The sequence below is a fragment of the Novosphingobium sp. CCH12-A3 genome, assembly GCF_001556015.1.
GTDB lineage: Bacteria > Pseudomonadota > Alphaproteobacteria > Sphingomonadales > Sphingomonadaceae > Novosphingobium > Novosphingobium subterraneum.
The window spans coordinates 22,900-42,396 of record NZ_LSIA01000289.1; the positions used below are offsets into that span (position 1 = coordinate 22,900).

The 19,497-nt window shown below is 63.5% G+C and carries 24 protein-coding genes and 1 tRNA gene; 19 read left to right on the forward strand and 6 right to left on the reverse strand.

Translation table 11 applies throughout. The features are described from left to right. Nucleotides 1-57: 57 nt before the first annotated feature. Both pgsA and chrA read left to right on the forward strand, forming a co-directional pair. Entirely contained in the window at nucleotides 58-651 is a 594-nt protein-coding gene (pgsA, locus tag AX703_RS23355; RefSeq protein ID WP_062347640.1) for a CDP-diacylglycerol--glycerol-3-phosphate 3-phosphatidyltransferase, read from the forward strand. Nucleotides 652-801: 150 nt separating this feature from the next. After that, complete coding sequence (gene chrA, locus AX703_RS23360; RefSeq protein WP_062347624.1) at nucleotides 802-2,121, forward strand: chromate efflux transporter; 1,320 nt, start codon at nucleotides 802-804, stop codon at nucleotides 2,119-2,121. A 5-nt stretch (nucleotides 2,122-2,126) separates the two neighbouring features. Here the strand turns inward: chrA and AX703_RS23365 are convergent, their stop codons facing one another. Both AX703_RS23365 and rnd read right to left on the reverse strand, forming a co-directional pair. After that, nucleotides 2,127-3,023 (reverse strand): hydrogen peroxide-inducible genes activator, encoded by an 897-nt coding sequence (locus AX703_RS23365; RefSeq protein ID WP_039334235.1) that lies wholly within the window; start codon nucleotides 3,021-3,023, stop codon nucleotides 2,127-2,129. 6 nt (nucleotides 3,024-3,029) lie between these two features. Next, nucleotides 3,030-4,247, reverse strand: a complete 1,218-nt coding sequence (rnd, locus tag AX703_RS23370) for a ribonuclease D (protein ID WP_039334233.1) — start codon at nucleotides 4,245-4,247, stop codon at nucleotides 3,030-3,032. 140 nt (nucleotides 4,248-4,387) lie between these two features. Here rnd and aspS point away from each other — a divergent pair, with 140 nt between their 5' ends. The 7 genes from aspS to AX703_RS23405 all read left to right on the forward strand — a co-directional run bounded on the left by aspS (nucleotide 4,388) and on the right by AX703_RS23405 (nucleotide 11,131). After that, the gene (gene aspS, locus AX703_RS23375; RefSeq protein WP_062347626.1) at nucleotides 4,388-6,169 is read left to right on the forward strand and encodes an aspartate--tRNA ligase; all 1,782 of its coding nucleotides are present in this window, start codon (nucleotides 4,388-4,390) and stop codon (nucleotides 6,167-6,169) included. Nucleotides 6,170-6,286: 117 nt separating this feature from the next. Beyond that, nucleotides 6,287-6,523, forward strand: a complete 237-nt coding sequence (locus AX703_RS23380; protein WP_011444997.1) for an acyl carrier protein — start codon at nucleotides 6,287-6,289, stop codon at nucleotides 6,521-6,523. A 134-nt stretch (nucleotides 6,524-6,657) separates the two neighbouring features. Continuing rightward, a complete protein-coding gene (gene fabF / locus AX703_RS23385; RefSeq protein WP_062347628.1) occupies nucleotides 6,658-7,920 on the forward strand; it encodes a beta-ketoacyl-ACP synthase II in 1,263 nt (420 codons plus the stop codon). A gap of 11 nt (nucleotides 7,921-7,931) precedes the next feature. Then, on the forward strand, nucleotides 7,932-8,909 hold the full coding sequence (mltG, locus tag AX703_RS23390; protein WP_062347630.1) for an endolytic transglycosylase MltG: 978 nt from the start codon (nucleotides 7,932-7,934) through the stop codon (nucleotides 8,907-8,909). Between the two features lie 228 nt (nucleotides 8,910-9,137). Beyond that, entirely contained in the window at nucleotides 9,138-9,701 is a 564-nt protein-coding gene (locus AX703_RS23395; protein WP_062347642.1) for a 2'-5' RNA ligase family protein, read from the forward strand. Then, complete coding sequence (locus AX703_RS23400; RefSeq protein ID WP_062347632.1) at nucleotides 9,698-10,978, forward strand: adenosylmethionine--8-amino-7-oxononanoate transaminase; 1,281 nt, start codon at nucleotides 9,698-9,700, stop codon at nucleotides 10,976-10,978. Before AX703_RS23395 ends, AX703_RS23400 begins: the two co-directional genes overlap by 4 nt. Before the next feature lie 77 nt (nucleotides 10,979-11,055). Continuing rightward, a tRNA-Thr gene (locus AX703_RS23405) sits at nucleotides 11,056-11,131 on the forward strand. Here the strand turns inward: AX703_RS23405 and AX703_RS23410 are convergent. The 4 genes from AX703_RS23410 to AX703_RS23425 form a co-directional block, all read right to left on the reverse strand. Next, complete coding sequence (locus AX703_RS23410) at nucleotides 11,102-12,784, reverse strand: recombinase family protein (RefSeq protein ID WP_060977323.1); 1,683 nt, start codon at nucleotides 12,782-12,784, stop codon at nucleotides 11,102-11,104. The genes AX703_RS23405 and AX703_RS23410 overlap by 30 nt on opposite strands. Then, nucleotides 12,781-13,299 (reverse strand): GNAT family N-acetyltransferase, encoded by a 519-nt coding sequence (locus AX703_RS23415; RefSeq protein ID WP_060977324.1) that lies wholly within the window; start codon nucleotides 13,297-13,299, stop codon nucleotides 12,781-12,783. The genes AX703_RS23410 and AX703_RS23415 overlap by 4 nt, the downstream gene beginning before the upstream one ends. A gap of 2 nt (nucleotides 13,300-13,301) precedes the next feature. Then, complete coding sequence (locus AX703_RS23420; RefSeq protein ID WP_060977325.1) at nucleotides 13,302-13,607, reverse strand: DUF1778 domain-containing protein; 306 nt, start codon at nucleotides 13,605-13,607, stop codon at nucleotides 13,302-13,304. Nucleotides 13,608-13,688: 81 nt separating this feature from the next. Next, entirely contained in the window at nucleotides 13,689-13,931 is a 243-nt protein-coding gene (locus tag AX703_RS23425) for a hypothetical protein (protein WP_125458862.1), read from the reverse strand. 200 nt (nucleotides 13,932-14,131) lie between these two features. Here AX703_RS23425 and AX703_RS23430 point away from each other — a divergent pair, with 200 nt between their 5' ends. From AX703_RS23430 to AX703_RS23475, 10 genes are all read left to right on the forward strand, one after another. After that, nucleotides 14,132-14,377, forward strand: a complete 246-nt coding sequence (locus AX703_RS23430; protein WP_060977327.1) for a DUF6429 family protein — start codon at nucleotides 14,132-14,134, stop codon at nucleotides 14,375-14,377. 322 nt (nucleotides 14,378-14,699) lie between these two features. Next, on the forward strand, nucleotides 14,700-14,999 hold the full coding sequence (locus AX703_RS23435; protein ID WP_060977328.1) for a DUF736 domain-containing protein: 300 nt from the start codon (nucleotides 14,700-14,702) through the stop codon (nucleotides 14,997-14,999). A 500-nt stretch (nucleotides 15,000-15,499) separates the two neighbouring features. Beyond that, nucleotides 15,500-15,676 carry a hypothetical protein gene (locus AX703_RS27620; RefSeq protein WP_155645922.1) on the forward strand — a complete coding sequence of 59 codons (177 nt, stop codon included), beginning with the start codon at nucleotides 15,500-15,502 and terminating at the stop codon, nucleotides 15,674-15,676. A gap of 359 nt (nucleotides 15,677-16,035) precedes the next feature. Further along, nucleotides 16,036-16,707 (forward strand): DNA methyltransferase, encoded by a 672-nt coding sequence (locus AX703_RS23440; protein ID WP_060977329.1) that lies wholly within the window; start codon nucleotides 16,036-16,038, stop codon nucleotides 16,705-16,707. A 68-nt stretch (nucleotides 16,708-16,775) separates the two neighbouring features. Further along, nucleotides 16,776-17,084: a hypothetical protein gene (locus AX703_RS23445; RefSeq protein ID WP_060977330.1), complete on the forward strand. Its 309-nt coding sequence runs from the start codon at nucleotides 16,776-16,778 to the stop codon at nucleotides 17,082-17,084. 498 nt (nucleotides 17,085-17,582) lie between these two features. Beyond that, nucleotides 17,583-17,849: a DNA -binding domain-containing protein gene (locus AX703_RS23455; RefSeq protein ID WP_060977331.1), complete on the forward strand. Its 267-nt coding sequence runs from the start codon at nucleotides 17,583-17,585 to the stop codon at nucleotides 17,847-17,849. Nucleotides 17,850-18,004: 155 nt separating this feature from the next. Beyond that, nucleotides 18,005-18,205, forward strand: coding sequence for a transcriptional regulator domain-containing protein (locus tag AX703_RS23460; protein WP_075151006.1), 201 nt, complete (start codon nucleotides 18,005-18,007; stop codon nucleotides 18,203-18,205). Nucleotides 18,206-18,221: 16 nt separating this feature from the next. Then, entirely contained in the window at nucleotides 18,222-18,770 is a 549-nt protein-coding gene (locus AX703_RS23465; RefSeq protein ID WP_208597816.1) for a DUF2285 domain-containing protein, read from the forward strand. A 129-nt stretch (nucleotides 18,771-18,899) separates the two neighbouring features. Then, the gene (locus tag AX703_RS23470) at nucleotides 18,900-19,166 is read left to right on the forward strand and encodes an AlpA family transcriptional regulator (RefSeq protein ID WP_060977333.1); all 267 of its coding nucleotides are present in this window, start codon (nucleotides 18,900-18,902) and stop codon (nucleotides 19,164-19,166) included. After that, a partial coding sequence (locus AX703_RS23475) for a replication initiator protein A (protein ID WP_369821052.1) occupies nucleotides 19,166-19,497 on the forward strand: 332 nt, incomplete at its 3' end. The genes AX703_RS23470 and AX703_RS23475, both read left to right, overlap by 1 nt.

Here is a 19,497-nt window from a genome sequence, read left to right on the forward strand (position 1 = left end):
TCTTAAGCGGTGAATGTTGCGATTCCGTTTGGCGCGAATGCAGGCTATGCCTTTTCCATGCTGACGTTGCCCAATCTGCTCACCCTGTCACGGATCGTTACGGTGCCCTTGCTGGCAGCGCTGCTTTGGTGGCCGGAGTGGCGCCTTGGCTATGGGCTCGCCTTTGGCGTCTATTGCCTGATGGGGATCACCGATTATTTCGACGGCTATCTCGCTCGCGCCCAAGGGACCGTCAGCAAGCTGGGCGTCTTCCTGGATCCGATAGCCGACAAGATCATGGTCGCTGCCGTTATCCTGGTGCTGACAGCGCAGGGCGTGCTGCGCGGACCGTACGTTGGCGACATGCACGTGATCGCCGGATTGGTGATTCTGCTGCGGGAGATCGCGGTGTCTGGTTTGCGGGAGTTTCTCGGGGGCCTGCGTGTCTCCGTGCCGGTCAGCCGCCTCGCCAAATGGAAGACGACTTTCCAGATGATCTCGCTCGGCGCGTTGATCCTCGGTCAGGCCCTGCCCGATTGGCTGGTGACAGCTGGAGGTTTGACGGTGAACGTCCCGCATACCGTTGGCCTCACCACGCTGTGGGGCGCAGCGGTGCTGACCGTGGTCACGGGCTGGGACTACTTGCGCGTCGGCCTCAAGCACATGGATTGAGCGCGCTTGCGGTTTTGGATAGCGGCAGTTAAATGAGCGCTACTGGATGTCCGGGGCGATGCAACCTCCCGGTCAGGCGTTCTGCCATGGCAGAAGCCCAAGCGTTGCCTGCACGGCCCGCTTTGCGGGCCGCAGGTAGTTGGGCTGATCATGAGTGAACGTACAGATTTGCTGAATAAACCCGATTTCTCCGAGCTGGTTCGCGTGGGCGCGCGGATCGGCTGCCTCAGTTTCGGCGGTCCGGCCGGACAGATCGCCCTGATGCATCGCGAACTGGTGGACGAACGCCGCTGGGTCAGCGAGGACCAGTTCCTGCACGCGCTGAATTTCTGCCATCTTCTGCCTGGCCCGGAAGCGCAGCAGCTGGCGACGTGGATCGGCTGGAAGCTGCACGGCAATCGCGGTGGGCTGGCCATGGGGCTGCTCTTCGTCCTGCCGGGGGCCGCGGTGATTCTCGCCCTGTCGATGCTCTATGCGGCCGCGGCAGGTCTTGGCTGGTTTTCCGCACTGTTTCTCGGCATCAAGGCGGCCGTTCTGGCGATTGTCGTGCAGGCGCTCCTGCGGATTGCCGGGCGGGCGCTTGGCACGCCGGCCAAGAAGATCATAGCGCTCGCGGCCTTCATCGGGCTGGCGGTATTTGCCGTACCGTTCCCTGCGGTCGTTCTCGGAGCAGGGGCACTCGGCATGGTGATCGCAGCGCGGCGACCCGACATGCTCGGGGTCAAGTCCAGCGCGCCGGTTGACACCAGCGGGCCGCGCCCCTGGGGTGCCACAATGCGCGCCATTGCCGTTGGCGCGATGATCTGGGCATTGCCCTTGGCCTTGGTGCTGACAACTCTGGGCGCCGACCACGTGCTGTGGAAGATCGGCGTGTTCTTTTCCCAGCTGGCAGTCGTGACCTTCGGCGGGGCCTATGCCGTGCTTGCCTACATGGCGCAGCAGGCGGTCGACGGGTTCGGCTGGCTGCGGCCCGGTGAAATGGCCGATGGACTGGGCCTTGCCGAAACGACGCCCGGGCCGCTGATCATGGTTACGCAGTTCGTGGGCTACCTTGCCGCGTTTCGCGCGCCAGAGCCGTTCGGCCCCTACCTTGCCGGACTCCTGGGCGCAATCCTGACGACTTGGGTGACCTTCGTGCCTTGCTTCATGTGGATATTCGCGTTCAGCCCTTGGTTGGACCGGCTGGAGAATGCGCCGCGTCTGAAGGGTGGATTGGCGGCTATCACGGCGGCCGTGGTGGGCGTGATAGCGAACCTGACGCTGTGGTTTGCCCTGCACGTCCTGTTCGCGCGTCTTACGCCGACTAGCTTGGGGGCCATCATGCTGGATCTGCCCGACCTAGCTTCCCTTGACTGGAGAGTGCTGGTCATCGCGCTTGGAAGCGCGGTGATGATCTTTCGTCTGCGCCTGGGCATCATCACGACGCTTGGTGTCTGCGCGTTGGCGGGTCTCGTGCTAGCGGGAATTTAGAGCGCTCAACCCGCCCGGAGTTCCTGCGCCAGCATGTGGAACTCCTCGGCGCGGGGGCTGTTGCGGCGCCAGACCAACGCAATGTCGCGCCAAGCGTGGTCGGCCTTCAGCGGGCGGGCGACGATCTGGGTATCGTGCAGGATGCCCGCATCGATCGCCATCTGTGGCAGCATGGTGAGGCCAAGCCCGTTGTCGACCATCTGCACCAGCGTGTGGAGCGATGTGCCGATCATCGTGGCACTGGCGCGCATTTCGGGGCGGTTGCAGGCGGCCAGTGCGTGCTCTTTTAGGCAGTGGCCGTCTTCGAGCAGGAGCAGGCGGTTCTCGTCGATCAGGTCTGCGGTGATCGTTGCAGGCGGATCGCGCGGATCGTCCTTGGGGAAGGCGACCAGCAATTCGTCCTTGAACAGGACTTCGGTTTCGACTTCGCCAGTGGCGTAGGGGAGGGCCAGCAGCACGCAGTCAGCCCGGCCATGGTGGAGCGATTCGATTGCCGCGGCGCTCGGCTCCTCGCGCAGGAACAGCTTGAGCTGCGGGCGCTCCTTGCGCAGGCGCGGCAGTATGCGCGGCAGCAGGAACGGCGCGATCGTCGGGATCACGCTCATGCGCAACTCGCCGGCGAGGGGCGCGCCGTGGCTCTGCACCAGTTCGGAAAGCTCCTCGGCCTCGCGCAGCAGACGATGCGCCTTGGCCACCACCTGATTTCCCAGCGGCGTGAAGCGGACCACGCGGCGAGTGCGTTCGACCAGCACGACGCCCAGCAGCGATTCCAGCTCGCGCAGACCGGCTGACAGCGTCGATTGCGAGACGAAGCACGAGTCCGCCGCACGCCCGAAATGCCCATGCTCGTGCAAGGCCACGAGGTACTGCAATTGCTTGAGCGTGGGCAGGTATGTGCTCATCTTGATCTATTCGTCCACGTGAACGACGACTTCGGGCTTATCTGCGGAACCGCCGATATCGTCGATATGCGCCATCTTGAGCCGGCCGTTCACCACCGCGAACGCCAGCTTGCCCTCTACCAGTTCAAGGGCGTCGCGACCGAACTGTTCGAAGCGCCAGCCTTCGAGGATCGGCAGGTTCTTGCGCTGACCAGCTGCAAGCAGTTCGAGATCGTCCGTCCGCGCGAGGAGGCGCGCAGCGATATCGATCTCGCGGCTGCGGATCTTGAGCAGGAGCTTGAGCAGATCTGCGACCAGCGCGCCTTCCTTGCCGAGCGGGGCGCCGCGGGGCGCCTTGGGCGGCATCTCGGCGTCGGTCAGGGGCTTGGATTCGGCCAGCGTCTGCATCAGTCGGCGCCCGATGTCGTTATCCTTCCATCCCGTCGAGAGCCCGCGCACCTTGGCAAGGTCCTGCTGCTCCTTGGGCGGGTGGCTGGCGATATCCGCCAGCGTTTCATCGCGCATGATGCGGCCGCGCGGGATGTTCTTGTCCATCGCCTCGCGCTCGCGCCATGCAGCCAGCGCCTTGAGCCGACCAAGCACGGCCGGGTTGCGGCTGGGCGCGCGGATCTTCTGCCAGACGGTGTCCATGTCGGTCCGGTAATTCTCCGGATCGGCGAGCTTCTCCATCTCGATGTCCAGCCACTCGCCACGACCGGTCTTGATCAGGCGTTTGAGCAGCTTGGGGAAGATCTTGGACAGATGGGTGACGTCGCCGATGGCATATTCGATCTGTCGGTCGGTCAGCGGACGGCGCGACCAGTCGGTGAAGCGGGCGCCCTTGTCGATCGAGAAGCCGAGCCAGGATTCGACGAGGTTGGAATAGCCGATCTGTTCCGACTGGCTGACCGCCATCATTGCGATCTGCGTGTCGAAGATGGGATGAGGTGTCTTGCCGGTGAGGTTGTAGATGATCTCCACGTCCTGTCCGCCAGCGTGGAAGACCTTGAGTACATCCTCGTTGTCCACCAGCAGGTCGAGCAGCGGCGTCATGTCCAGCCCAGGCGCCAGCGGATCGATCGCTGCGGCTTCCTTGTCATCGGCGATCTGCACCAGGCACAGTTCCGGCCAGTAGGTGTTCTCGCGCATGAATTCGGTGTCGACCGTGATGAAATCGGCTTTTGCCAGACGCTCGCACAAGTCAGCCAGAGCGTCGGTCGTCGTGATCAGGGGATGTATCTTCATCGGTCTTTTCTGTATGGCGCGCCGGTAAGGGCGACCCGGTGGTGCTCCCGTCAGGGAGCGCGGCTTGACAAAAGCGCGGCCATCGCCTGTTAGCCGCCCATTCCCCCTGCCCGATTGCAGACCGATTGGAAAGAGTTTCGATGCACCTTTACCGTTCCCATACCTGCGGCGCCCTCACGCGCGGTGATGTCGGGCAGACCGTCCGCCTTTCGGGCTGGGTGCACCGCAAGCGCGATCACGGCGGCGTGCTGTTCGTCGACCTGCGCGACCACTATGGCATGACGCAGATCGTCGCCGATGCCGACAGCCCGGCGCTGCCGATCCTGGAAGCGCTGCGCGTGGAATCGGTCGTCACCATCGACGGGGAGGTCAAGGCGCGCTCGGAAGGCACTATCAATGCCAACCTGCCGACCGGCGAGATCGAAGTCTTCGCGCGTGGTGCAACCGTGCTTTCCGCCGCCGAGGAATTGCCGATGCCGGTGGCTGGCGAGCAGGAGTACCCTGAAGACATTCGCTTGCGCTATCGCTTCCTCGACCTGCGCCGCGAGACGCTGCACGCAAACATCGTCACGCGCACCAAGGTCATCTCGGACATGCGCCGCCGCATGGAAGGCGCAGGGTTCACGGAATACTCGACGCCGATCCTCACCGCATCCTCGCCCGAAGGTGCGCGCGACTTCCTCGTGCCGAGCCGCATCCATCCCGGCAAGTTCTATGCACTGCCGCAGGCGCCGCAGCAGTACAAGCAGCTGCTGATGGTGGCGGGCTTCGACCGCTATTTCCAGATCGCTCCCTGCTTCCGCGACGAGGATCCGCGCGCCGACCGTCTGCCGGGCGAATTCTACCAGCTGGACCTCGAGATGAGCTTCGTGACCCAGGAAGAGGTCTGGGAGACGATGGAGCCGGTCATCGGCGGCGTATTCGAAGCATTTGCCAACGGACGCTCGGTGACGCCGACTGGCAGCTTTCCGCGCATTCCCTATGCCGAAGCGATGCTCAAGTACGGTTCGGACAAGCCGGATCTGCGCAACCCGATCATCATCTCGGATGTTTCGGAAGAATTCACCCAGTCGGGCTTTGGCCTGTTCGAGAAGATCGTCGGCACCGGTGGCGTCGTGCGTCTGATCCCGGCACCGGGCACGGCAGACAAGAGCCGCAAGTTCTTCGACGACATGAATGACTGGGCGCGGTCCGAAGGTCACGCAGGTCTGGGCTATGTCACTCGCAAGGGTGGCGAATTTGGCGGGCCGATCGCCAAGAACCACGGCGCCGACAAGATGGCCGCGCTGTTCGACAAGCTCGGTCTCGGCCCGGATGATGGCTGCTTCTTCGCTGCCGGCAAGGAGGGCCAGGCCGCCAAGCTTGCCGGTGCCGCCCGCACCCGCGTCGCCGATCAGCTTGGCTTGATCGACAAGGACCGGTTCGAGCTGTGCTGGATCGTCGACTTTCCGTTCTACGAGTGGGATGAGGAGAACAAGAAGGTCGAGTTCAGCCACAACCCGTTCTCGATGCCGCAGGGCGGGATCGAGGCGCTGAACACCCAGGACCCGCTGACGATCAACGCCTTCCAGTACGACCTCGTCTGCAACGGCTTCGAGATTGCTTCGGGTTCGATCCGCAACCAGTCGCCCGAAACGATGGTCAAGGCATTCGAGATCGTCGGTCTGTCCAAGGCTGACGTGGAAGAGCGCTTCGGCGGCCTCTATCGCGCCTTCCAGTATGGCGCGCCCCCGCACGGTGGGATGGCCGCAGGCGTCGATCGCATCGTCATGCTGATCTGCGGTGCGCAGAATCTGCGCGAGATCACGCTGTTCCCGATGAACCAGCGCGCCGAGGATCTGCTTATGGGTGCACCGTCTCCTGCCGCACTCAAGCAGCTGCGCGAGCTGAACATCCGCGTCGTCGAGCAGACAAAAGGCTGAGACGGACAGGGCGTGCGCTGAGGTGATCCACAGCGCGCCTCTTGCCAGCGCCCTTTGCGTTGATTAGGGCGAAGTCCGAAACAGATAACCAACCGCTTTCCTTCGAAGGGGCATTTCATGAGCGATACCGCCGACCGCGTTAAGAAGATCGTTGTCGAGCACCTCGGCGTCGAGGCTGACAAGGTCACCGAAGAAGCCAGCTTCATCGACGATCTGGGCGCTGACTCGCTCGACATCGTTGAGCTGGTGATGGCGTTCGAAGAAGAATTCGGCGTCGAGATCCCCGACGATGCGGCCGAGAAGATCTCGACTGTTTCGGACGCGATCAAGTACATCGACGAAAACAAGGGCTGATCGCCCACATCCCCCTATTGCCCTGAGCGTGTCGAAGGGCTGCCAAGGCACTCGATGTCGGGCAGGGGAGGACTTCGGCAGGCTCAGCCCTAATTCAGGGGCTGGGCCTGTTTGCTTATTTTCCGGAGATTTCAATGCGTCGTGTCGTCGTAACCGGACTTGGCCTCGTCACCCCGCTGGGCGCAGACGTGGATACCGTGTGGAAGAACCTGCTCGCCGGCAAGAGCGGCGCGGGCCTGATTACCAAGTTCGACACCAGCGACCAGAAGTGCAAGATCGCCTGCGAGGTAAAGCCTGCTGACCACGAATACGGCTTTGATGCCGGAAAGCGTGTCGATCACAAGATCCAGCGTCAGGTCGATCCATTCATCGTGTTCGGCATCGATGCCGCTGGACAGGCGCTCGAAGACGCAGGCCTTGCCGACATGGACGACGATCTCAAGATGCGCACCGGCTGCTCGATCGGTTCGGGCATCGGTGGCCTTCCGGGCATCGAAAGCGAATCGATTGTCCTGCACGAGAAGGGCCCGGGCCGCGTCTCTCCGCACTTCGTCCACGGCCGCCTGATCAACCTGATCTCCGGACAGGTTTCGATCAAGTATGGCCTGATGGGTCCAAACCACGCTGTGGTCACTGCCTGCTCGACCGGCGCGCACTCGATCGGCGATGCCGCGCGCATGATCAAGGACGGCGATGCCGACGTGATGCTGGCAGGTGGTGCGGAAAGCACCATCAACCCCTTGGGCGTGGCCGGATTCGCGCAGGCGCGCGCACTGAACTGCAGCTACAACGACCGTCCCGAAGAGGCGAGCCGTCCTTACGACAAGGACCGCGATGGCTTCGTGATGGGGGAAGGCGCAGGCGTTGTCGTGCTCGAGGAATACGAGCATGCCAAGGCGCGTGGGGCGAAGATCTACGCCGAAGTCGTCGGTTACGGCCTCTCCGGCGACGCCTACCACGTTACTGCACCCCACCCTGAAGGCAAGGGCGCCGAACTCGCCATGCGCATGGCGATGCGCAAGGCGGGTATGGAGCCGGGCGACATTGATTACGTCAACGCTCACGGCACTTCGACCATGGCCGACACGATCGAACTGGCTGCGGTCAAGCGCGTGCTCGGCGATGATCTTTCGGGCGCTTCGATGAGCAGCACCAAGTCGGCCATCGGCCACCTGCTTGGCGGTGCCGGCGCGGTCGAGACGATATTTTGCATCCTCGCCATCCGCGACCAGATCGTTCCGCCGACGCTTAACCTGCATAACCCCGACGAAGGCACCGAGGGCGTAGACCTTGTCCCGCTCAAGGCACGCCAGCGCAAGGTGCGTGCGGCACTGAACAATTCGTTCGGTTTTGGCGGCACCAATGCCAGCGTGATCGTCAAGGCGATCGAAGACTAAGGACGCAAGCGATGGCCCGCCGTCGTCCATCCCGGCTGCCGTTGCTTGCGGCAGCCGTCATCTTGCTTGCTCTCGCCGGCTGGCTCGTGGGTGGCTGGTACGCTTCCGGCCCCCTTGAGCAGCAGATCGAATTTGATGTTGGCGAAGGCGAGGGCCTGAGTGCTCTGGCTGACGATCTGCAAGGGCAGGGTGCGATCGGCTCGGCCACACTGTTCAAGTTGCGGGCGAAGCTGCTTGGCGGAGGCACCGACATCAAGGCAGGCTCGTTCCTGATTCCCAGACGGGCCAGCGAAGCGACCGTTCTTGAGATACTCAAGGGTGACAAGGTCATCCGCCGCCTGATTACCGTTCCCGAGGGCATGCCATCTATCCTGGTCGCGGAGCGTCTGTCAGCCAACAAGGACCTGACTGGCGAGATCTCAGCTCCCGAGGAAGGCTCGGTCCTGCCGGACAGCTACGACTGGCAGAAGGGCGAACCACGTGCCGCAGTGCTCAAGCGCATGCAGGCAGCAATGGACAAGACGCTGGCCGAGCTTTGGGCAAAGCGCAGCCCCCGCACCGTTGCCAAGACGCCACAGGAGGCTCTGATCCTCGCCTCCATCGTCGAGAAGGAAACTGGCAAGCCCGAGGAGCGCCGCATGGTGGCCGGGCTTTACTCCAATCGCCTGCGCAAGGGCATGCTGCTTCAGGCCGATCCGACGATCATCTACCCTATCACCAAGGGCAAGCCGCTCGGGCGGCGCATTCGCCAGTCCGAAATCCAGGCCGTGAACGGATACAACACCTACACGATGGTTGGACTGCCGAAAGGCCCGATCACCAATCCGGGACGGGATTCGATTGCCGCGGTGCTTGATCCTGCCGAAACGGAAGCATTATTCATGGTTGCCGATGGGACCGGTGGTCACGTTTTCGCAGACACCTTGCAACAGCATAATGCCAATGTTGCCAAATGGTTCGCGCTGCGCAAGGCGCGCGGCGACTTGTGACCTGGAACCGATTCGGCAGGATTTCCGATAATCGCAGGTTCTTCCATTATTAAGTAACATCGCTTAAACCTCTGCCCCGGAGGCACGGGAGGAGCTTGCTTCTCCAGTATCCAGGGAACATTCCGGCTGTGCCGGGCAGCGGACGCGTGCCGCCGTCTCGACTTTGCCGAATGTTCCCACTTCTCCATTTTTCTTGAAATCGCTGTGAATGCTGCTCAGGCAGATGCGGTGGTATCGCATCTCTCCCGAACAGCCCCGCTGGTGGTGACAGCTAGCCTGCCGCCAGAACTGCAGGCCCGGTTCGACCGTCTGCGCCGCGCCCACTTCCCCGCGGAGCGCAACTGGATCTCCGCCCATGTCACGCTGTTCCATTCGCTGCCGGCGCAGGTTGAGGCGGAGGCGCGCGATCTGCTGTCTCGGATGGCGAGCGCCACGCCCCCGGTCGATGCGCAGTTGCGGCGCGTCATGGATCTTGGCACGGGCACCGCGTTCCTGATCGAAAGTCCTGCAATGATCGCCCTGCGCGATTCTATTGCCGAGCACTTTCATGGAATGCTGACGGTGCAGGACAGCCATCGCCCCCGTCTCCACGTGACCATTCAGAACAAGGTCTCGCAAGGCGAAGCGCGTGCATTGCAAGAACTGCTGGTGCGCAATTTCGAGCCGTCCCGCTTTGCCTTTGCGGGGCTGGCGCTACACCGCTATCTGGGCGGACCATGGGAAGCGATCGGACGCTGGCCGTTTCGTGCGGCCCTTCAGCACAAGCCCCGAAAGATAAGGACAGTCACATGACCGCCCCAGACTGGTTCGACAAGGGCCGGAAGCATGTGTGGCTCCCGTACACCCAGATGCAGACTGCCAAAGCTCCCCTGCCGGTGGCATCTGCGGCCGGTACTCGGCTTCGTCTCTCCGACGGAAGGGAGCTGATAGACGGCATTTCCAGCTGGTGGGCCTGTGTTCATGGCTACCGCCACCCGCATATCGAGGATGCGGTACGTCGCCAGCTTGAGACGTTGCCCCATGTCATGCTGGGCGGTCTGGCCCATGAGCAGGCTTATACCTTGGCACAACGGCTCGCTGCATTGCTGCCCGGCGATCTGGACCACGTCTTTTTCAGCGACTCCGGTTCGGTCGCAGTCGAAGTCGCAATGAAAATGGCTTCGCAATATTGGCTCAATCGCGGACGGCGCCGAGTGAAGTTCCTCTGCTTCAAGGGCGGCTATCACGGCGATACCTTCGCAACGATGAGCGTTTGCGATCCCGACGAAGGCATGCACAGCCTGTTCAAGGGCGCATTGCTTGAACAGATCGTGGTCAACCTCCCCACGAATGCTGCGCTAGAGGCTGCGCTTGGCGAACTGCTGGAGCAGCATGGCAAGGATCTCGCCGGCATCGTTGTCGAGCCCCTAGTACAGGGTGCGGGCGGCATGGTCTTTCACGATCCGTTTACATTGCAGGCTCTTCGGCGCCTTGCAGATACCCACGAACTCCTGCTGATCTTCGACGAGATTTTCGTGGGGCTTGGACGGCTTGGCGACGCGATGTTTGCCTGTGAGATCGCGGGCGTGCAGCCTGACATTGTCACGTTGTCCAAGGCCTTGACCGGCGGGACGCTGCCACTTGCCGCCACGATCGCCAGTCGCCGTATCCACGAAGGCTTCCTGTCCGACGATCCGATGCATGCTTTGATGCATGGGCCGACCTATATGGGCAATGCCCTGGGTTGTGCAGCGGCCAATGCTTCGCTTGATCTTTTCGAACAGGAACCGCGTCTTGCCCAGGCCCGCGCAATCGGTCGGCAACTTCAGGCGTTGCTCGAACCTGCCCGGGAATTGCCTGGGGTGAGGGACGTGCGCGTGCGCGGTGCGATCGGCGTGATCCAGCTGGATGGTCCTGCGCCCGCCGACCGCCTTTCCGAAAGCTGCATCGCAAGTGGTGTCTGGCTTCGCCCGTTCCGAGATATCCTGTACACCACGCCCCCGCTTGTCGCCCAAGAGGAGGATGTTGCGCACATCGCAAATGCCATGGTTGCGGCTGTCAGCGAATGGAGCGCCGACCGGGCAACGTGAATCGCTGCGGCGCGAGGCGAAAAAGGGTTGCCTAGCACCCGGGTGCTGGCTAAACGGCGCCCCTGCCCAAGAGGCACGCCGCTTTAGCTCAGTTGGTAGAGCACATCATTCGTAATGATGGGGTCACGTGTTCGAGTCACGTAAGCGGCACCATTTCGGTCCAAAAGCCCGAGTCCCTAGCACCGCCGCCTCTACGCCAGAGACGGCGGTGAGGGTGCGCAGCAACTCGGTGCGCGTGCCGCAGATTCGCACATCCGTCTTGCTGTGGACCTCGACCCGCTGGGCCACCGCCCGAATATGGTTTCGCGCATAGGAGCCATCGTCGTGGCGGAGCTTGCGTTTGGCGACCAGCGCGAAGGCGTGAAGGCTCTCGACCGTGATCTCCGGGCTGATCCGCTCAATGTGTGCGACCGCGCGCTCGGCATCGCCTCTGGCCTGGTCGCGGATGGTGGTCAGCTCGGCAATCCGCGCCTTGAGCGACGGATCGCCCATATCGACCAATCCATTCTCGATCGCTTCATAGAGCCGGGAAAGCTTGGTCTCGACCTCAGTCGCGCGCCGTTCCATCTCGGCGACGTGCTGGCGGCGCTCGGTCACCCATTCGTCGCGTCGGGCAATAAGCTGGTCCATCAGCACTTCAAGGCGCGCGGGATCGAGCAGCCGCTTCTCCAGGTGCTCGATCACCGCCTCGTTCAGCCGATCCATCGGAAGCGAGACGCCGGGGCATCCCGTCTTCCCTTTCGTCGCCTTGGTCGCGCAGGTGTAGTAGCGATACTCCTGCCCACTCCGGCTGGTGCCGGTGCGCAGCGTCATCGCGCCACCGCAACAGGCGCAGAAGCAGATGCCCGTCAAGAGCGTCGATCCGCCCACCGCCCGCGGCGGCATCATCTTCGGGCTGCGCGCTTTCAAGGATCGCTGCACGGCCTCGAACTCCGCCACCGTTATGATCGGCGGCACCTCCATGATGGCGTGCTCGGTCTCCGGCTTCGCGCGCCCCTTCTTCACGTCATAGGTGTTGAAGCGGTGCTCGCCGATATAGGTGGTCCGCGTCAGCACCTGATGGACCATGCCCTTGCCCCACCGACCGCCATAGCGCGTGCGGATATTATTCTCATTGAGCCAGCACGCGATCGCCATGACCCCGATCGGCCCGCGCCCATCCGCGCCTTCCAGCGCCAGCCGGAAAATGCGGCGCACCGTTTCGGCGTGGAGCGGATCGATCTCCAGCTTTTTCTTGATCTTCGCGCCGCGCTGCTCGGCCGCGACCGCGCGATAGCCGATCGGAGGACGGGCGCCATTCCAGAAACCCTGCCGGGCGTTTTCGTTCATCGCGCGCAGCGTATGCTTGCCGTTCTCCTTCGACTGATATTCGTCGAACAGCGTCATGATTTTCCGCATCATCTCGCTCATCGGATCATCGCCGAGAATCTGCGTGATGGAGACGAGCTGCACGCCGTTCTTCGCCAGCTTGCGGAGGTAGAACTCGAACTGGAATTGATCGCGGAAAAAGCGCGAGAAGCTATGGACCACGATCACGTCGAAGGGCGACGGCCTTTCCAGCGCCGCGTCGATCATTTCCTGGAAGGCGGGACGGCGATCGTCTGTGCCCGAAACCCCCGGCTCGACAAACTCGGCCGCGACTTCCCAGCCGTTCGAGTGGCAATAGCTCGACGTCTGGCGGCGCTGGTCCGGGATCGACAGATCGCTCTCGGCCGAACGCGGCGACGAGACGCGCAGGTAGAGCGCGGCCCGCAGCGCCGGTTGCACGGCTCCGGTTTCCGAGGGGGCGAGAGCAGCGTTCGTCATCGTTCGACCAATCTTTGAATAGTGTGCATCGGCAGCACGAGGCGTTGGGAATCTGGCAGGCGCACGAAGCCATTGCCTTCGTAGAAGGCTGCCGCGCGATCATTGATGGCGTCCACGACGAGTATCGACGAGCCAGCTGTCGCGGCCGTCGCCCAGACGCGCTCGACGGCATCGGCGATCAGGATCGCCCCAAGGCGTTCGCCCTGCCTCGCTTGCGACACCGCGAGCTGGCCGATCAGCGTCGCGGCGACGAGCGGGTAACGCGGGACATGCTTTCGCGCCGCTGCCGGAATGTCGCCCTGCGCGATGTTGGCCTGACTAAGCGTGTAATAGCCGAGAACCACGCCGGGATTTGCACGCTCGGCGAGAACGAACACACCAGCCGAGCGGCGGCGCATGTCCTGGCCCGCCTGCCTCCGCAAATATCGATCGAGACTGTCGATGCCGCAGGAAAATCCCTCGCGGTCGTGATGCGGCCCCAGCGGCTCGACCTGCAAATCCGCATGCGCCGTCATGATCAGGACGCAACCCGGCGCCGGTGCTCCTGGAGAGCGCGGATCAGCCGCTCGCTGGGCTCGGGCGGATTGATGAGCGCATCGAAGAACGCCGCGCGGTCGCGATCCGACAGCACGAGCGTTTCATGCTCGGCGATCGTTCGCCGCGCCGTGTCGGCTAGCGCTGTCACGCAAAAGTCGCTGACCTTGCGCCGCGTGAGGTGAGCTGCCCGCTCGATCAAATCCTTCGTTTCTTCGTCAATACGGAAGCCGAGCCGCTCGACGCGATTGGCTCTGGCGGACTCCGCTACGGCTTGTTTGCGCGGCATGGGACCGACTCCTGACTTATCCATTTCCGCTACAATGTACGTCACTTTGACGAACATTTCAACCCCTTTCCATTGGCCGTTTTAGGGGAGCGGCCCGAACAGGGCGTCCAGCTCCTCACGAAAAGCGCCTTCGATGACGCGCAACTCGGCATCGCCGATGGGAACCTGCTCGGGCCAGTCGTCGGTAACGACGATCGGCGCGCTGGCGGCATTCTTGCGCGCCGACGCGCGCGTCGGCTGCGGCTGCATGTAATCGTGCAGGTCTTCCAGCCCTTCCGACCAGCCGCGGGGTGCGCGGCGGCGACGTTTGCGAGAGAGTCCCATATTGCTCAAGCTGCCGCGCATCTCTCGGGAATCCAGCAAAATCGCCCTCGGGCGCATACATGCCGGACCCGTAGCAACGGCGGCGGGATTCGGCGCACGGCGGCGCAAGGCGGAAATAGCGAAGTGTAGCGTAGCAAAGATAAGTGCTCACGGCGGGATCGTGGATGCCGTGTGCAGCCCGGTTTGCTATCCTCCCGCGCATGGACTCGCGGACGGACACCGACACCGACACCGACAGAATCGACGAGGCGGTGCTTGCCCTGCTATGGCTCAACCTCAGCACCACCGGCACGGCCTGGAAAGGCTTCGACTGGAGCGCGATGGATCGACTGCACGAACGCGGGCTGATCTCCGATCCTGCGCGCAAGGCAAAGTCGGTGCATCTGACCGACGACGGCATGGCCGAAGCCGAGCGCCTATTCACCGCGCTGTTCGCTCGCCCGTGAATCCTGCCACGCCGACGCGAAAGCCATAACCCAGCCATCGCTGCTGGGTCCGCTGAAATACCGGGTGCAGCATTGTCTCCCGTCCTGCCTGCCCGACCGACCCTCGCGGCCTCCCTCGTGGCTTGATCTGATCGTGTCCACCTGGCGGCGCAACGGCGCCGGGCAGCTTTTTTCCGCCGCCTTCGGCTTTGCAGCGCGAAGCAAAAAAGCGGCCCTTTGGCCGTCCATAGGCCGCAAGCGGTGCGCAGCCGAACGTCCCCGATCTTCGACACGCCACGAGGCCGCGAAGGGCGCGGTCCCGAGTCAAGAAAGGACTGACGACATGATCTGCGGAAACTTCAAAGCGACCGATCGCGGCTTTCACGGCGAAATCCGCTTTTTCGGTCTCAGCGAGAAGGTGGAAATCCTTCGGATCGGCGACAAGGCAAGCGACAAGTCGCCCGACTATCGCATCGTTGCCGCCGACGATGAACGCGTGGAATTCGGTGTGGGCTGGCTCAAGGCCACCAAGGACCAGAAGCCCTACGCTTCGCTCAAACTCAATCCGGTCCTGGCGCCGGACGTTCATCTCCGGCTTGTCTCGACCGAGACAACGGGCAAGTTCGAGCTGAAGGTCGACTGACCGCGGAAGCGTCCCGCCAGCAATGGCGGGGCGCTTCCAGTTTTCCATAAAGGATCTGCGCCGTGCGAAACCGCACCAGCCATTGCATCGGCCTGCCACCGGACGATGCCATACTCGCTACAGGCGCCCGCCCAGCCAGATAACGGTAAGCCCAGGACTCCGCATCCTGGTCGACGGAGGCATCCATGCGCGCAAAGTGCAGGGGAAGCGTCCCACTTCTGCCCCCATTCCTACCTTGCCCGGCGTGTTTTCCACTATGGCCCTAGCCTTGCCGATCCCGCTTTGCCCGAAAATCCGTTCATCTCCCTCCCGGGCTGGTTGCTGATTAGCGCATCTGGCTTTGCCGGGCGCCTCATGCGGGAAGTGGCATAGCCACCAAGCAGAAAACCGGCGCCAGCGCCTACGGTTTCCGCAAGCGGACCCTCCGTTTTTCAGCTTGCCCGCGTCGCCCGCCAAAGCCTGCCTGATGCATCAGCAACGCCAGCACACAGGAGGCAGACATGAAAAAGGATTGGGCAAAGATTCGCAGGATCAACAAGGCCAGGGCCGACCGGAAGATGGCCGCCGAGCAGGCCAAGCCGGAATGGGAACGGAAGTGGGAAGCGCGCGAACTGGCACGCGCCCACGGATACATCCCCTACCTCAGCGATGAGGTTGCAGCCTACCGCGACCTGTAAGGCGGACAGCACCCGATGGCGCCCCACGCCATCGGGTTTTTTTGTGCCTCGCAGGATAGCGGTCTGGGGGGATCGAGCAGGGATCGGCCTGAAGGCCGCGCCGGTAATCCCGGCTGTCATTTGCTTTTCGCGCCGCCAAGGCGGCGCGATCGTTGCTAAGGACGTAGTCCTCGCGCCGGTCAAGGTAAGTGGAACCGTCCGGGGCGGTATCCCCACCTTCCGCGCTTCGCTTGTGCAGGCGGGTGATTCCCCTCCGCCCCGGCCGCCCTTGCCCCGTTGCTACCCTTGGCTCGCCGCCGGGCAGAAGTTCAGGCGCGGCATTCCGCTTCGCTGAACTTCAGAACCAAAGGATTTGAGATATGACCAGCAAGGCACAGGCTCCCCGCGATGTGATCTTCAACGGTGATTGCATTGAAGTGATGCAGGCTTTCGATAGCGGCACGGTGGATTTCATCCTGACCGATCCGCCCTATGTGACCCGCTACCGGGACCGCCAGGGGCGCAAGGTCGCCAATGACGATAACGGCCGGTGGCTGCGTCCGGCGTTTCGGGAAATGCACCGCGTCTTGAAGGATGGCGGCTTTGCGGTTTCCTTCTATGGCTGGAACAAAGTCGATTTGTTCATGGATGCATGGAAGGCGGCAGGCTTCCGCATCGTCGGCCATCTTGTTTTCCGCAAGCGTTATGCGTCATCGGCCCGCTTCCTTCGCTATGAACATGAGCAAGCCTATTTGTTGGCAAAGGGCAATCCCGTCCGTCCGACACGGCCTATCCCCGATGTGCTCGATTTTCCTTACAGCGGGAACCGCCTGCACCCCACGCAGAAGCCGGTTGAAGCACTGGCGCCATTGATCGAGGCTTTCACGCAGCCGGGCGACCTTGTCCTGGACCCATTCAGCGGTAGCGGTTCGACCCTTGCGGCAGCCCAGCAACTCGGGCGCGACTGGACCGGCATAGAACTGGACAACGGCCACTATCACACCGCCAGCAAGCGGCTTGCCGCGCGGCAGCATCGCCGGGCGGCCGCATAGGTCGCCACCCTTTCCCATCATTCGCGCCCGTCCCTGCGGCGGGCGCCACCCTCACAAGGAATTATATCATGCGCTGGATTATCACATCCGATCATATGGGCACTTCCCTTGCCGGGGTCGGTGAAGATGCCGAAGGAAGCATCGCCTATGCCGGCACGAACGAGGGCGACAGTTTGCCGATGGAGTTTCGACTCTATGACGCGCGCCATAAGCTTTGCTTTGAAGGGCGTTGCGGCGACATTGACGCCGATTGGTGGCACGGCTTTGAGCCGCTGATTTGGACCTGGAACGCATTTCGCTGCCGGCGGCTGACCTACCGCCGTGTTGACCGAAGCTGGAAAGAACAGCCGTTCTTGCCTTTCTCGGGCCGATATTGAGAACCGACAACCGACAACCGACAACCGGCTGCAGGTCCTGCCCGGAGCAGCGGCGGCCGCGCGGCCCATAGGTCCGCGCGGCCGTCATGGCGCGCGCTCGCCGGGCATCGCCCGGCTCGCAAGAGACAGTAGCCAGAACGGCGTCCCCGTCCTAAGAAAGACGTGGGCCGCTACGCGGCGGCCTGGGGCGTGGAAACCCCTGAATATCCGGTTGGGCGTCGGCCGTGACGGCGCCGCTATCCTTGACCACATGGTCGGGGAGCCTGTGACGTATACAACAGGCTTCCGGGCTAAAGGTCACAGGGACCGAGATATTCCGGTTTTCCAACTCCCCGATCAGGGTCAGGAGCGAAGTTTGCGGGGGCGCACCGCAGACGAACCGCTGCTGACCTGGAACCCGACCATTGCGGACGACGCGCGAAGCCATGCCCGCCGTGCGTATAGAATCGTCTCCGTTTCGGTCTAAAAGGTTAACGGGACTGGAGGAACGGGGGCGTTATGACCGGCAAGCATTTCAAGGATCGCGCGCCCGACGCGCCGCGGCTCACCGCCTATGACGAGGATCACCTCGCCGACTATATCCGCCTGCTCGATACCGACGACGAGGGCGCCGACTGGCGCGACGCGGCGGCGCACATCTTCGGGATCGATCCGGCCGCGGAACCCGAACGCGCCCGCGCGATGCATGAGAGCCATCTCGCCCGCGCGCGCTGGATGACCGAAGTGGGCTACGCATATCTGCTCGGCCCGCGCGCCATCGAATAAGTTAACATTCAGACCGAAATGGATTTTTCCGGTCGTGGATTCCGATGCGCGGCCGGCATCGCCTGGCGCGGCCTTCGCGCTGTCGGGATGCAGTGCTTCTCCCGATCCTCGGCGGTCCAGACTCCGCACAATGAGCGGCTGGAGAGGATGATCCCATGCCAATGACGCCCGAAGGGCGCGCGCGGCGTGCCGGCAATGCGCCGGACACGCCGGGCCGGGCCGAATTCGCCGCCGCGTTCCTGCAACGCAACCGCCAGTATCGCGCAGAGCGGGCGCGACTGAACCCGAACGCCCCGGCCAGCGAGCGAACGACGCTCGCCCGCCGCTGGGGGTTGTCCTTTCGCCTATCTGCCTGATGAGCTGTCGGGCACGGTGATCTGGCGGCCGGAACTCACCGCCGTCACCGTGATCCTCGACGCTGCGCCGGAAGGATATACCGGCGCCAAGGCGGTCGATCCGCTGGCGCTGGGCGCGCTGCTCGCCGACCAGGCCGGAATCGACGGCCGGCATGTCGTCGTCGCTGACGCGGCCGGCGAGCATCGGCTGTGGCTGCGCGATCCGACGCCCGGCCGGCCGCTCGCCGCGATCGTCCCGCTCGACAAGGACTTCATCAAGCGCATCCTCAGCCTGCTGCGTTTCCATCGACTCATGTCGGGCAAGCGAACCGGCCCATTGCCGCGCGGATGGCCGCTCACCCCGATCCGCGCGGCCCGGCTCGAGCTGATGCTTCGCGCGCTCGATCTGCGCCTCGCCGGGGCGACATACCGCCAAATCGCGATCGCGCTCGGCAGGGACGAGGCCGCGCATCTCTCGGCATCCGATTTCAAGAATTCGGACGCCCGGTCCTTCGCTTATCGCCTGGTGCGCGACGCCACCGCCATGATGAAGGGCGACTACCGCAAGCTGCTGCGCTTCCGCTGATAGCGCCCGCCGCATGACAGCGGCCGGGGGGTGGTCACATCGGCGCAGCTGCGAATCTTCGTTCCCCACCCTGCCGTGAGCACTTCGCCATGATCGCCTCCTGCCACCCCGCCTCGCAGGAGACGCCCCTTGTCCCGACCGCCCGTGACCCTTCCGCCCCGCTACCTGCGGACCCCCGAGGCGGCGCGCTTCCTTGGCCTTTCCGGCCGCACGCTTGAGAAGCACCGCTATTTCGGGAGCGGCCCGGCCTATCGCCGGATCGGCGGACGGGTGGTCTATTCGGTCGACGACCTGCGCGCCTGGGCCGACCTCGGCACCAAATATTCCACGTCCGACCCCGGCCAGAACGATCTCATGCCGCAGCGGGATGCGGCGATCACGCAGAGCCGCCGATGATGCCGCGCACCGCCTCCCGTTCCGGCGAGCGCGCCCAACTCGCGCTGTTCCCCTCGCTCGGGCGCGATATCGCGCCGCGCGATGCCCAGGACCTCATGGCCTGGCCGTTCTTCAGCCTCGCCAAGCGCAGGCGGGTGACGCCGATCGATTTCCGCATGGGCGCGACCTGGATATCGGTCGAGGCCGTGCCCGAACATGGCATGGCGACCATATGGGACGCCGACGTGCTGATATGGGCGGCGAGCCAGATCGTCGCCGCGCGCGACGCGGGGCTGCCGACCTCGCGCCTGATGGCGACGACGCCGCACGAAATCCTCACATTCACCGGACG